The sequence below is a fragment of the uncultured Fluviicola sp. genome, assembly GCF_902168135.1.
In the GTDB taxonomy this organism is placed as follows: Bacteria; Bacteroidota; Bacteroidia; order Flavobacteriales_D; family Crocinitomicaceae; genus Fluviicola.
Genome location: NZ_CABHOL010000037.1, coordinates 1 through 12837 on the forward strand (window position 1 = coordinate 1; position 12837 = coordinate 12837).

Annotated in this window: 17 protein-coding genes; 6 read left to right on the top strand and 11 right to left on the bottom strand. The window is 40.6% G+C overall.

Features of this window, described 5'->3' with window-relative positions:
• Window positions 1–61 precede the first annotated feature (61 nt).
• The gene (locus QZT69_RS13225) at window positions 62–469 is read right to left on the bottom strand and encodes an OsmC family protein (RefSeq protein ID WP_294674943.1); all 408 of its coding nucleotides are present in this window, start codon (window positions 467–469) and stop codon (window positions 62–64) included.
• A gap of 477 nt (window positions 470–946) precedes the next feature.
• Between QZT69_RS13225 and QZT69_RS13230 the strand changes: the two genes are divergently transcribed.
• Complete coding sequence (locus QZT69_RS13230) at window positions 947–1186, top strand: hypothetical protein (protein WP_294674946.1); 240 nt, start codon at window positions 947–949, stop codon at window positions 1184–1186.
• 131 nt (window positions 1187–1317) lie between these two features.
• Entirely contained in the window at window positions 1318–1560 is a 243-nt protein-coding gene (locus QZT69_RS13235; RefSeq protein ID WP_294674949.1) for a hypothetical protein, read from the top strand.
• Between the two features lie 90 nt (window positions 1561–1650).
• On the opposite strand, the gene QZT69_RS13240 is transcribed toward QZT69_RS13235, so the two are convergent.
• The 4 genes from QZT69_RS13240 to QZT69_RS13255 form a co-directional block, all read right to left on the bottom strand.
• A complete protein-coding gene (locus QZT69_RS13240; RefSeq protein ID WP_294674952.1) occupies window positions 1651–2082 on the bottom strand; it encodes a GNAT family N-acetyltransferase in 432 nt (143 codons plus the stop codon).
• Window positions 2083–2152: 70 nt separating this feature from the next.
• Entirely contained in the window at window positions 2153–2779 is a 627-nt protein-coding gene (locus QZT69_RS13245) for a hypothetical protein (RefSeq protein WP_294674955.1), read from the bottom strand.
• A gap of 10 nt (window positions 2780–2789) precedes the next feature.
• Complete coding sequence (locus QZT69_RS13250) at window positions 2790–3308, bottom strand: DUF4269 domain-containing protein (protein WP_294674958.1); 519 nt, start codon at window positions 3306–3308, stop codon at window positions 2790–2792.
• Between the two features lie 19 nt (window positions 3309–3327).
• The gene (locus QZT69_RS13255) at window positions 3328–4230 is read right to left on the bottom strand and encodes a LysR family transcriptional regulator (RefSeq protein ID WP_294674961.1); all 903 of its coding nucleotides are present in this window, start codon (window positions 4228–4230) and stop codon (window positions 3328–3330) included.
• Window positions 4231–4319: 89 nt separating this feature from the next.
• Between QZT69_RS13255 and QZT69_RS13260 the strand changes: the two genes are divergently transcribed.
• From QZT69_RS13260 to QZT69_RS13275, 4 genes are read left to right on the top strand one after another with little or no spacing between them, the layout of a single operon-like run.
• Window positions 4320–4961, top strand: coding sequence for an NAD(P)H-dependent oxidoreductase (locus tag QZT69_RS13260; protein WP_294674963.1), 642 nt, complete (start codon window positions 4320–4322; stop codon window positions 4959–4961).
• Complete coding sequence (locus QZT69_RS13265) at window positions 4933–5220, top strand: putative quinol monooxygenase (RefSeq protein ID WP_294674965.1); 288 nt, start codon at window positions 4933–4935, stop codon at window positions 5218–5220. Before QZT69_RS13260 ends, QZT69_RS13265 begins: the two co-directional genes overlap by 29 nt.
• 49 nt (window positions 5221–5269) lie before the next feature.
• Window positions 5270–6592 carry a hypothetical protein gene (locus tag QZT69_RS13270; RefSeq protein WP_294674968.1) on the top strand — a complete coding sequence of 441 codons (1323 nt, stop codon included), beginning with the start codon at window positions 5270–5272 and terminating at the stop codon, window positions 6590–6592.
• A 2-nt stretch (window positions 6593–6594) separates the two neighbouring features.
• Entirely contained in the window at window positions 6595–7635 is a 1041-nt protein-coding gene (locus QZT69_RS13275; protein ID WP_294674971.1) for a hypothetical protein, read from the top strand.
• Here QZT69_RS13275 and QZT69_RS13280 read toward each other — a convergent pair.
• The 6 genes from QZT69_RS13280 to QZT69_RS13305 all read right to left on the bottom strand — a co-directional run bounded on the left by QZT69_RS13280 (window position 7632) and on the right by QZT69_RS13305 (window position 12712).
• The gene (locus tag QZT69_RS13280; protein ID WP_294674974.1) at window positions 7632–8072 is read right to left on the bottom strand and encodes a hypothetical protein; all 441 of its coding nucleotides are present in this window, start codon (window positions 8070–8072) and stop codon (window positions 7632–7634) included. The two genes, QZT69_RS13275 and QZT69_RS13280, sit on opposite strands and share 4 nt — an antisense overlap.
• Before the next feature lie 2 nt (window positions 8073–8074).
• The gene (locus tag QZT69_RS13285) at window positions 8075–8635 is read right to left on the bottom strand and encodes a hypothetical protein (RefSeq protein WP_294674976.1); all 561 of its coding nucleotides are present in this window, start codon (window positions 8633–8635) and stop codon (window positions 8075–8077) included.
• Window positions 8636–8679: 44 nt separating this feature from the next.
• Entirely contained in the window at window positions 8680–9063 is a 384-nt protein-coding gene (locus QZT69_RS13290; RefSeq protein WP_294674979.1) for a hypothetical protein, read from the bottom strand.
• A gap of 127 nt (window positions 9064–9190) precedes the next feature.
• Complete coding sequence (locus tag QZT69_RS13295; RefSeq protein ID WP_294674982.1) at window positions 9191–9616, bottom strand: response regulator; 426 nt, start codon at window positions 9614–9616, stop codon at window positions 9191–9193.
• Window positions 9613–12183, bottom strand: a complete 2571-nt coding sequence (locus QZT69_RS13300; protein ID WP_294674985.1) for a CHASE3 domain-containing protein — start codon at window positions 12181–12183, stop codon at window positions 9613–9615. Before QZT69_RS13300 ends, QZT69_RS13295 begins: the two co-directional genes overlap by 4 nt.
• A gap of 103 nt (window positions 12184–12286) precedes the next feature.
• Window positions 12287–12712, bottom strand: coding sequence for a DUF1801 domain-containing protein (locus tag QZT69_RS13305; RefSeq protein WP_294674988.1), 426 nt, complete (start codon window positions 12710–12712; stop codon window positions 12287–12289).
• Window positions 12713–12837: the final 125 nt, after the last annotated feature.

Below are 12837 nucleotides of genomic sequence, written 5' to 3' on the forward strand. Positions count from 1 at the left end.
ATTAATAAAGTACTTTGAAAAACAAAGTAAAAAATTAAATGCCTATTTTACAACTATTTCTTTAAAAAAATGAATTAAATGATTTCCGTATGGATCTCAATGGGATTTGTGAGCATCTTATGCACCGGACAGGCATTAGCACTTTGAACAATCTTTCACGCTGTGTTTCATCCAGGTTGCCCAAAAGCTGTATTTTCCGGTTGATAACCGTTTTATTCGCTTTATCGTCCCAATCCAGGTCTATTTCCAATTTTACTTCCTTTAAATCCCAGCCTTTCCGGTCCGCATACATGCGCAGTGTTGCACTGGTACAAGCCGCCAGCGAAGAAGCTAAAAGTTCAGTAGGCGAAAACCCGAGATCTCTCCCTCCCATCTCCAAAGGCTCGTCTGATATTACTACATTTCCGGAAGGCGATTCAATTTGAATGCGGTAAAGTTCCTGTCTGATAGTTGCTATTACTGAGGCCATAGTTTACCCGTTATTCTTTTGGTTCGATACCGAAAGATACAGATTCTTTTCGGAGTTCCTTTAACCAGAAAGGTGTATCCGTTATTTCACCGATACACCTTTCCCAACCTACCGCACTAATCCGTTCTATTTGAATAAAGCCGGATCACAACCACAACTTATATTGGATTCCAGTTCACATCTTTATTGTTTTCAAGATGCTTCCCTTCTTGTTAGCTTTTTTGTTGCTCTTGTGTAAAATTGGAAAAGAAGGAGTTGAAAGGTGTTATGTATTTCCCAGAAAGGCTTACATATTTCCCACATAGAGAAAATTATCTTTTATGATGGGATAACCAATTCAGAAATAATTCTAAAAATCTGGAATTCATGTAAGTTTTCAGAAGAATCTTGTAACAGAACCGGAAGCAGGATCAGTCATCTTTGTTGTATGTGGTTCCCGTAGGAGCCCTATTCTAAGAACACCTTAAAAAAATGATTATGAAAAAAGTAGTTGTAGCAGTTATCGCATTGTCAGGTTTGGCACTTGCATCCTGTAAGAAAGATTATTCCTGTGAGTGTAGAAAGATCCATACGGACGACGATGGTAATACAGTTACGTCTTCAGACGGAACTTACACTTTCAAAGATTCACGCGTACGTGCGGAGGACCGTTGCAATGACCTGGAAGGTTCAGGAACAGATATCTTTGGAAGTTACACCCGCGAGTGCGACATCTAAAATCCTTAAAATGTGTGAATTATGTAAATTATCGCTTTAATTATGTAAGAGATTTATGACCTAATTCACTCATATTTAAGCCGAAGCGTTTTTTGTGGAACTCTTCAGGAAAACACCTTAAAAAGACGATTATGAGAACAGTTATTTTAACATTCGTAGTATTGTCGGGTTTTACACTGGCATCCTGCAAAAAAGACTACACCTGTGAATGTGCTAAGGTTCGAACAGATAGTGACGGAAATAGAAATTCATCATCAGATGGAAATTATACATTCAAGGATTCACGTCTTCGCGCAGAGAAAAAATGTAACGACCTGGAGGAAACAGGAACAGATGTATTCGGGGATTATACCAGAGAATGTGATATCCGATAATTTGTAAACAAACTTTAAGAACGCTGTAGGACCTTTGTTTTACAGCGTTCTTATTTTATTAAATTTCGGTTCTAAAAGAATCAACCGGGATTAAATTTGTTTGACCATTTTAACATGCGGAATTCCGTCCTCCGGAAAATATTCTCCTTCAATCCGGTAATTGTTGTTCAGGTAAAAGTTCACGGCTGTATCCCTGGCATGACAAAAAATGGAGTACTTTCCGTTTTCCCGGGAAATCTTTTCGCAAAACAGCATCATCTCTGAGCCAATTCCGGAATTACGCAATTCATCTTTTACCACGACGCGCTGCATTTTCATGGATTGATTTTCCGGTACCAAAACACTGGTCGCTACGATTTCAGTATCCAGCAATCCAATAATTTGAATGTGACTTTTTTCTTCTTTCAACTCTTCGTCTGTAAAACGACTTCCCAAAGGCTTTCGCAAAATCGCTTCCCGGAGCTGAACAGCTGATTTCCACTCTTCACTTCCATGGTCCACCAATTTGAATGTAACTTTCATCTGTTATTTTTTATCATGCTAAATATAAGAAGCATCCCATCTTCCCTGAAAAAAGCTTCAACCGGTTCATTCAGCCTGGCAACCTGTATAACTCCAGTTCCCTTTGCATATTTTCTTTTGCCTGTTTCTCCAATCTATCGTAGAAATAATCCGTTTTGAAAATGCGGTCCATTTGTAAAAAATGTTTCAATACCCTTGTTCTTCCGGGATTGTATACCGCATCCGGAAATACAGCATATTCCTTTCGCACGTTCTCGGCATACGCCAAATAAGTTTCCCAATCCTGTCCCAAAATGGAAAGATCTGCATCTGTAAAATAATTGGTGTCCCGGTCCGAATGAAAATCATGGTTTTTGGTTGCCAGGATCTGCTCCCTGCATTTTTGGATCCGCGCTACGGGAACCTGCAGCTGCAGTAAACGCTTTTCTGCAAGGTCAGCACTTTGCTCTTCGTTATCGGGTTTTTCAACATCATAAATAACGTCATGGTAAAACAGGGAAAACAAAACCACATCCCAATCAGAAATTAGTTCCCGGACCTCTTTTAATCGTAAAAATACGTTTTCAAGGTGTGACAGGGAATGGTAATACCTGTGCTCATCCGCATAAAAAGAAACCAATTCCTCCCATAAGCGGTCAACCTGCTCCAAATCGTCCGAATAGCCTTTTGCCAAATTCGTGAAAGTTTCTTTCAGCATAGATTTCATTTTATTCAAATTTCAACAATTCTTCATACGGATTCCCTTCCAAACCCATGGCAATTCCGAATGCAGGTTCTGTCTTGTAACCCTGTTTTTTCAAGGCTATGATCTCCTGCCGGAACGCTTCTCCCCGCTCCTCTAGCAGCTGATGTTCTATCAACATATGCCGGTATGCATGCTGCTGTTTCGTTGGAATACTTTGTCCGAATAATTCCAATTCGAAATCATCCAGCCAAAAGTTACATACTACGGAATTAAATTCAGAATTTTCCCGCAAAACGAATTGTTTTTCATGTGAAAATAAATGCATCACTGCATCGACAAATTCATCTTTATCCGAATAACAGCAGCTAATATCCAAATCACTTGTTTCAATATCAATGTTGATCGGAATGGTTCCCGTAAGAATCGGATCGAACTTTTCAAGTAACTCCAGTACCCGGTATTTCTTCAATGTTTCGTATGTCCTGCGCTGTTTGTCGTTCCCAGCCTTTAGATAACTGATATCTTCAAAATTGATCCTCATTATTCATGCTTTAAGCCAATTAACGCTCCCACTTTTCCCTGAACAACTCTTTCAACCGGTCCAGTTCCAACTGGTACATCGTATTCTTCCGCGATCCGAAATAAAGTGTGTTTTCCCAGGGTTCAACTCCTTCCCACATCAGTTTGAGTTTCCCCTCATCAATGGCTTCCCGGCACAGAAAATCCGGCACTACCGAGAATCCGTTTCCGTCACTCAGACAGCGAATAATGGAGCTGATGTTCGGAACGATATAATTCGGGCGAAAATCCGGGTGTTCCCCGAAATTCTTCCACCAAAAGTTCTTCAGATGTTCCATATCTGCTGCCGTGCTGTACCATAATTCCTGCTTCAGGAAATCACGTGCCTGGTGAATGTTTCCGTTTTTGAGAAAACCTGCCAATTCTTCCGTATTTGTATTGTTTCCGGCAATCAGTACAATGCGCTCCCTGGAGAATGGCTCGTAAACCAGGTTTTTCTGTGTTCCTTTTTGAGGAGTGACGATCAGGTCCAGTAAACCATTATCGAGATCCTGCTGCATTTGCGGATACTCTCCAAATTTGATGATCAGGTTAAACGGCAAAGAAGGAATGTGTTCTTCCAGCGTATATTGAAAAGTTTCGAAACACATCCCGACGCTTATGGTAACTCTTTCCGATTGTGATCGCCTGTGAAAGTGCTGTTCGGCCGTTTCCAGTTTTTTAATAGGATCCAAAATAAAGTTATAGAGAATCTTCCCTTTCTCAGTCGGAACCATTCTCCGCGCAGAACGATCAAACAGTTTATATCCTGTAAACGCTTCCAGGGAGTTTAAATGAAGGCTCACCCCGGGTTGAGAAACAAACAGTTCTTTTGCCGCACCGGAAAGTGTTCCTGTTTCATAAATCGCTTTGAAAGTTCTGAACCATTCCAGATTGATTTGCATACTATCACAATTATGATACAAATATACAATTTAAGTTATTTTCATAATACAATTGAAGTGTCGAAATTTGTATCATAATTCAATGAACGATGAGAAAGATTTTTATCATTAACGGCGGACAGCATTTTGCACATTCAGGAGGAGCTTTCAATGAGACATTAACAAACTGGACTTCCGCTTATTTACAACAAAACAACTTCGAGGTAAGAATAACCGATATCAACAACCCCTTTGATGCTTTTAACGAAGCCGAAAATTTCAAATGGGCAGATGTTGTCATCTATCACACTCCGATTTGGTGGTTCCAGGTTCCAAACTTGTTCAAGAAATACATCGACGAAGTATTCACGGCCGGACATCAGAACGGAATTTATGCCAATGACGGCAGAAGCCGCAGTAACCCGGAAATCAATTACGGGACAGGCGGATTGATGCATGGCAAACAATACATGGTTACCAGCACCTGGAATGCGCCCGATACAGCTTTTACGCTGGAAGGTGAATTCTTCGATCAGCGGTCAGTAGATGACGGCGTATTATTTGGCTTTCACAAGATGAACCAATTCACAGGTATGAAACGGATCGAAGGATTCCATTTTCACGACCTGGAGAAAAATGCCACTCCCGAGCGTATTGAGAATTACCGCATCCAGTATTTAACCCATTTAGAAAACAAGTTCCAAACAGTCAATACACAGAACCATGAAGATTTATCTCACAGCAACGCTTAACAGCAAACCTGAATTTACAGAAGAAGTAAAAGCCGTACTGGAAAACATGGTGGCCGAAAGCCGGAAGGAAGAAACCTGTATCCGTTACGATCTGCACCAGGGAATCGATGATAAAACCCGCTTTGTATTTTGGGAAATCTGGGAAAGCAAAGAGGCGTTGGAAAAACACAACCAGCAGCCCTACATCCGGGCATTCCGTGAATTAGCATCCGTAAAATTACAAGCCGCACCGGAAGTTTTCTTACTCGACAGGATCTAAAACAACCTCTTTTTTTGAACGAAAAACAGGTTTTGATGTATTCCAATACATGAAAGCCTGTTTTACTGTTTTTTGTTTGCTTATTATTCAATTCCTGAGCTGGTCACAGCCTGGCCCGGAAGTTTTTTTCTTTGAAAAACTTGAAATGCTGAATGATTCGTTGAGCAGGAATCCGGAAAATGATGCAGCACGTTTAGAACGCGTACAACTGTTCTACCAGGAAGACCGGAGCATGACAAAATTCGACATTGACTACCTGTTACGCAAATTTGAGGCAGGAACGAACAGCATTCCTCTCGACACTTTCACTTTCCACATGCTCTACGGAGCTTGTTACAATTATTCCAACCTTCCGTTGTCGCTTTCTTATTACCGCAAAGCAGCAGTTATTCAACCAACAGAATATTTATACACCTGCCTCTTTAATGGTTACTATAAACTGCGAAACGCAGACACAGCATTGCTTTATTACGACACATTGATTGCCAATTACGGATTTAAGTTCCGGCCTTCTGATGAAGACCATCTGACTTTTTACAAGATTGACCTGTTGAACAGCCATACAGCTTACAATCCGAAACTTACTGCATTCTACAATTACCTAAGCCGGACCTATTTCGATGAATACAAGCTGCAAAGTAAAGAACGGGGATTTGAATCGAACTACGAAAACCAGGTGTTGGCAAAAAGCGGATTTGATTATCAATTCCAGTTATGTGAATACTACCTGCGCTGGCAGCAATACGATCTGGCGGAGAAAACACTTTCAAACTTAACCAATCACATTGGTAAAAATGCTCAGGGTGAACCGGTGGAATTGTATAAATACAACAGGTATTATTTCCTGCTGGGAACAATCCTGGAGCAAAAAGGCAATCCGAATGAAGCAGTACGGAATTTCCTGTATGCTTCCGATTATGTACGTTACAAGGACACTGTCTGGTCATCCGGTCTACGGAAGAAATATCCGGACAATCCGGAGTTTTTGGTACTGCATGCCCAAACACTTTATAATAAGCAAAAAGTGGAAAACTGGCAGTTAAAAGATCCTGGTAAGCATATTCTTGAATTATTCCGTGAGGCCAAAAAACGGGGAAGCAAAAATCACCAAATCTTCCTTGCATGTGCAGACCACTTCCTCTTCTTAAAGGACTACAAAAACGCTCTGTCTCAGGTGGATTTGGCGATTAAAAACTCTCCGAATCAATCCATATCGTATGAAGCCAAAGCAGCCATACTCCGGGAAGCTTTTTGGAATGGCTTTATTCCTGAAAACGAATTGGAAGAACAGTCTAAGAAACTTAAAGAACACATTGACAAGCTTTTCAAAAACACTGTGATATCTGTCCCGGAGATAAATTTTACTGAATAATTATGAACCTGAAACAATTCTTTCACACTGTTATTTGCAGCTTTACCTTCATAAATCTTTTTTCCCAGGAATGCCCTGCCTTACCTGGACCTTTTCCCTATTACGACACCAGAAACCATTTTGTTTACCACAATCTGATGACTTCTGAACTCATTCAACTTGCCGAAGAAAACCGCAAACATGAATTGGAGCATGAATTCAACAGATTCCTTCAAAAACTGAAGCTATTAAATTGCAACTCGAACACTTCACTCCGGGAGAAAGTCCTTTTATTCCAAACAAGCCAGCTCAAAGGAAACTCCACGAACCTGAAAATGGATATCCAAACCCAATCAGATCTTGTTGTAGAAAACGATCCTAAAACAATATGCGTTACTTACGGGAACATCTTCCAGCGTGATCTATTAGAAAATGATTCGGTACAAATATCCTGCTGGTATATGAAACGTTTTGCGGGAGACGAATTACAAAAAGCTATTCAGGAACGTAATTCCTATGCATTGACAACTGACAGTTTAAACCTGGAATTAGCAAAAATAAAGGCAGTCAAAAACAGGGATTGGCAGCTGACAGAAGCTTCGATAAAACCACTGCGGGAACAACGCATGCGGCTGTTGAAACTCAAAGACAGTATCGATTTCTTATTGTTTCCTTCCCTGAAAGAAGATCTAAAACCCTGGTATGAACAGTTCCACACAGAAGTACTGACCAATCCGGGCACAGCTCCCTTCAGTACATTCAGAAAGCAAATAAACCGGGATGACAATCCTTTTCTCAGGAAAACATTCAAACTACATCACGGATTTGTGAATGATCCATATTATGGAAAATCCATTGTACCAGGTAATTCCGCCGTTCCAAAAGGTTCGGATATTTTCAATGCTCCACCTGTCGAAGACGATTATTCACCCTGGGGAGATCCTCACGCCGCCTTTTTCTCCATTTCTGATAAATACCTGGTTGTTATTAGAACCGAAAGCAATATAGGGGAAACCTACCAGGACTATAAACAAAGCTATTTTATATACGAAGCCATCGATTAAATCGGGAACAGGGATTTAAACTCATTCCAGCATGGTATGAAATCCTGTCTTGCAATATCCATGTACTCAATCTCAAAATCATAGCGGATAAACAATTCTTCCACTTCCAGGTGTAAAGCCTGTGCAAACTCATCTATTCCGCAAATCAGCTTTTCACGGGAGAACTCGCTGATCAACAACTTGTCTTTTTGTTTTTCGAACAACAGTGTGTATGAACAATCATCCGGGGAAAATACACACTTACGGATTTCCCCTCTTTTCAAGCGCATCAGGCGGTCAAAAAGATCCGGCAAAGAACACAGGAGCATGCAGCTTTGATCCGGCTTCCGGTTTTTGCTTGTAAAACAAACTCCGTCTTTCTCAAAGGTGAAATTCCCAAGGGAGAAGTAACTGATATCATTCAGATCATGCGGACTTAATTCGAGGTGAATGATCATTGCTAATCTGCGCAGTACTGTTTAAACCACTGTTCAAAATATTCCTGGTAATTCTCCTGAGCTTTTTGAATCAAAGTATCCGGATCTTCTACGGGATCTAAATTGAACTCTTTCTTCAGCCAGTTTTTATACGTTTGATGATCTTCGCTTTCTTCGTAATCGTCTTCATCCTTGTAAAAATAGGCTTCATCAAAATCTACCGAAATCTCCGAATCGAATGAAAGCATCTGCATCAATACCAATACATTATTCGCAACCACATGAACTCCGCCTTCATCCCCGAAAACCACTATGGGTAAATCTTCTGGTTCCTTAGCGGATCCGTCGTTCCAAAACGCATAAACAGACCCCGAACCGTTTGCCTGAGCAAAAGGATACAAGCGAGCCAGGAATGCTTCCTCTTCGCTCCAGCTTTTTATTCCGGATTTATCATCAATCAAAATCCCGAATCCCTGAGAATAACATTCGAAATCCGATTGTTCCTCCTGGAATAGAATCAATTTTTCCAATGCTGCAGGAAGCTCGCTGATTCCCAGGTTTTCTTTGAAAGCTTGTATGTCCACGGTTCGATTTTGTTTCGTACTAAGTTAGAAATTTCGAATACATCTCACCCATTCCTTTCAGGAATGAATTTGGGCAGGATTGCCAGTATTGTTCCGACCACAAAAATCCAGGTACTTATTTCGGCGAAGAAATTGATTTTGTTTTCCCACACTTCCATTTCCTTTGCCTGTTTGGAATAAAGCTCCCAATCGTGATCAATCGATTTTAACCGGATTATCGGTTTGAGTTTCTTTTCAGGATGTTCTTCGGCGTATTTGTTTTCGATCAATGCCCAAATGTGATCGAGTTTTTTATTGATGTGATAATTCTGGGAATTCCGGAAGGATTCTTCTGAATCGTTTTGAAAAATCTGTACGAAGAACGAAAGTAAGATCAGTACCAATCCGATCCCTTCTAACCTGTTGAGCCATACTGCTGATAGTTTCATAGCGGTTTGTGAATAGTTTATACCGCTGAAAATAAGCATTATTTCAGATTTGGAATTATACGGGTATTTTCTTAGAGGAAGAAGAATTTTCTATCTGAACAACAATCCAGTCTTTCCGTTTTCATTTTCACTTATAAATCTCCGCTACAATCTCACCTACCTTTTCAAACGCTTCTGCATCCTTTTTCACGTAGCTGCAATTGTATTTCTTCACCATTTCCAGCACCACATCGATATCTTCCTGGGAACTCAGTACGATAATATTCACTTCGGGTTTTTCCGTACGAATCTGTTTGATGATTTCAAGCCCTGTTTCCGCGTCGTAATATTTGGAATCCAAAAAGTAGTCGATAATGATGATATCGGGATTTTTTTTCAGTTCCAACAAGCACGTTTCTCCGACCGGGAATAGTTTCATTTCCTCAATTGCAGGAACTTCCGCACCCAGGAAAACTTTCAATGTTTCCGCATACGGCTTATTATCTTCCACTATAAATACGAGTCCTGTTTTCTCCTGCTCCTTGGCCTTGAATAAATCTTTCCAAAAACTCATGATCCTTTGTATTGTGCTTTTAGTTCTTCTATTTCTCTTACAGAGTGGTCGCTGAGTAAAATTAAGGTGTTTTTCAGTTCAATTATACGCTCCATTTCTGACTCTGAAGCAGCCAGTCTTTCCATTTCCTCCAACAGCGTTTGCATCTTGCTAATTCCCAATATAGATACGGATGATTTCATCGTATGGGCATTTCTGCGGATTATTGCAAAATCTTTCCGGTTTACACCCTCGGAAATTCCCTCCAGGTTTTCCGGCAAATGTTCGAGGAAGATCTCCAGTGTTTCCAAAATTACTTTTTTGTTTCCTCTCATGGTTTTCTCCAGAGTACTCAGGTCAACGAGTTTTTCCGGCCTTGGTTCTGATTTTTGGTCTTCCAACCCGATATGGATCAGAGTCCTGAACAGCAAGTCTTCACGGATCGGTTTGGACAAATAGCCGTTCATCCCCATTTGCAGGCATTTTTCACTTTCTCCCGCCATGGTATGCGCAGTCATAGCGATAATCGGAACAGGATTTTCCAGGACGCTTCGAATGTAAGTAGTCGTTTCATACCCGTTCATTTCCGGCATTTCAATATCCATCAGGATGATATCGTAATCCGTTTCTTTCATTTTTTCAAGAGCTGCTTTCCCGTTTTCTGCATGATCCGCTACCATTCCGTGATTCTCAAACAAGGCTTCAATGAATTTCACATTGATCGGACTGTCTTCTACAAGCAGGATCTTCAGTTCTTTCAACCTTTCGATATCACATTCCTCGTATTTCTGAGGTTTTACGGAAACAACTTCAGCAGTTGTTGAAAACGACAACAGGATTTTAAATTCAGAACCCATTCCCTCAATACTGTTTACAGTAATTGTTCCGCCCTGAAGTTCAACCAGCTGCTTCACAATGTTCAGTCCCAATCCGGTCCCCCCGAATTTACGGGTTGTGTGTTTTTCTGCCTGTGTAAATCGTTCAAAAATAGTGTCCAGCTTTTCCGGTGGAATACCAATTCCGGAATCTTTTACAGAAAACTCAAGCTGCACATAGTCTTCTTCCCTTCCAACGAGTTTCGCCGAAACGGTTATCGAACCCTCCTGTGTAAATTTGATCGCATTTCCAACCAGGTTCATAATGATTTGTGTCAAACGGGTCGGATCGCCCATAATGGAAGCCGGAATATTCGGATCATCCGTAAAAGTAAGCTGCAGATTCTTTTCCCTTGCTTTTTGAGTAAACATAACCTTGATGGAAGAAAATAGCGCATTGACAGCAATCGGGTGAATCTCGAAAGTCATCAATCCGGATTCTATCTTGGAAATATCCAATACATCATTGATGATACGTAATAAGTTTTCTCCGGAAGTCTTAATAATACGCACATACCCCATTTCTTCCTCGTTCAGGTTCCGTTTCAGCAGCAGATCTGTGAAACCGATCACTGCATTCATAGGCGTACGGATTTCGTGGCTCATATTTGCCAGGAACATTTCTTTCAGTTCGGAAGATTCTTCTGCGAGTTTCTTGGCTTTTCGCAATTCATTTTCGGCTTCTTTGATACTGGTAATATCTTCGAAAACAGCAATCGCAAATTCAATATTCCCATCTTCATCGGCAATGTGTGTGGCATTGATACGCAAAGGAATACGAACTCCGTCTTTTTCTGTTTCAACATCTTCCACACAGATATTGCTTTCTCCTTTTAAAACTCTCACAACCGGTCGCTTATCAGCCGGATATGGCTCATTCGTACCACTGATATAGCTTGGGTAGATCTCCCTGATACTCGAATAGTTATCCCCGAAAACAATTCCTTCACCTAAAATCCGCACAGCTTCGCTATTGGTAAAGAACGGAACACCTTCAGCTGTTACAACAAACACACCCAAAGGAAGACTTTCCAAAAACTTTTTGATGCGGGCTTCACTTTCCTTTACTTTTTTTTCTGATCGAAGTCGTCTGCTGTGATCTTTTAAGAAGAAATAAAGTGTTATTACCACGAAAAGGATTGCCAAAGAAATACTCACCAGGATTATCGTTACGGCATGCGCAAACTGATCGTCGGAATCACTGAAGCGTTTTGCAAGGTAAATTTCTTCATTTTTGATAAAGCTTTCCATCAGGTTCCGGATTTCAACCATTAATTTCTCCCCTTCTCCGGATTCGACGAGATCCTTTGCTGCATTAAAACCTACTTTTGAACGAACTGTAATTGTTCTTTCCGCAAAAAGCGTTTTTTGGGTAATCAATTGATTAATTTCTGCTAACAATTGTCGCTGAGAAGGATTATCATGAACAAGCTGACTCAACCGCATATGTGCTTTTGGCAGTGAATCTATACCATCTTTATAGGGAATAAGGAATTTTTCATCGGCGGTAATGATATAACCACGCTGCGCAGTTTCGATATCTTCTACACTCAGCAAAATAGATTGTGCTTCATTGATTACCTTCTGAGTATGGCTCACCCAATCGGAGGAACTTTTATACTGCGTGGTATTTTGAAAAGCGTATGCACCAACAACCAGGAGTATGAGTATACTCAATGAAAACGTAAGTACAATTCTAAGTTTACCCGACATGCGCAATCACTTTTACTCAAATCTAAGGCATATGAAGGTAAATACCAATACAATAATCATTCACTTTAAGTGATGAAATGACAATTTTCTGATTTTAAAACACTTACTTTCTGCTCAAATAGGAGTTAATCATTCCCTGCAGGACATTCAGGTCTACATCTGATAATTTATTGATATACAGGCAGCCACCACTCACCTTGTGTTTTCCAAGTACTTTCAGGGCTTCTGCATGGGCTTCACTTCCCGCACCGATGTAAAGCGTGAGATTTGCCTTTCGTGGAGAAAAACCGACCAGGAACCAATCGACTTGTCTTCCTGTTTTTGGGCTTTCGTAGCGCATATTGCCGAAACCAATGATGGACCCGCCCCACATTACAGGCTCTTCGCCCGTTGCTTTTTTCATCATATCGACCAATACAAAACTGTCCTTGCGCTTTTGTTCGTTATCGATCGCATTGATAAATTCTTCTGCGCTGACTGCGGTAGGCTTGGTTTTAATCTCTGCCAACTTTGGTTTCTTTTCTGCCATGCTTTTTTGTTTTGATGCTTTAAAATAGTTAGATAATTCCAAATAATTGTTGCCCGGTTAAATTTCCAACACCTCAAATAATCCTCTTTACTCCCTTACTTTTTTCCAAGGCAAAAAAAGTAAGA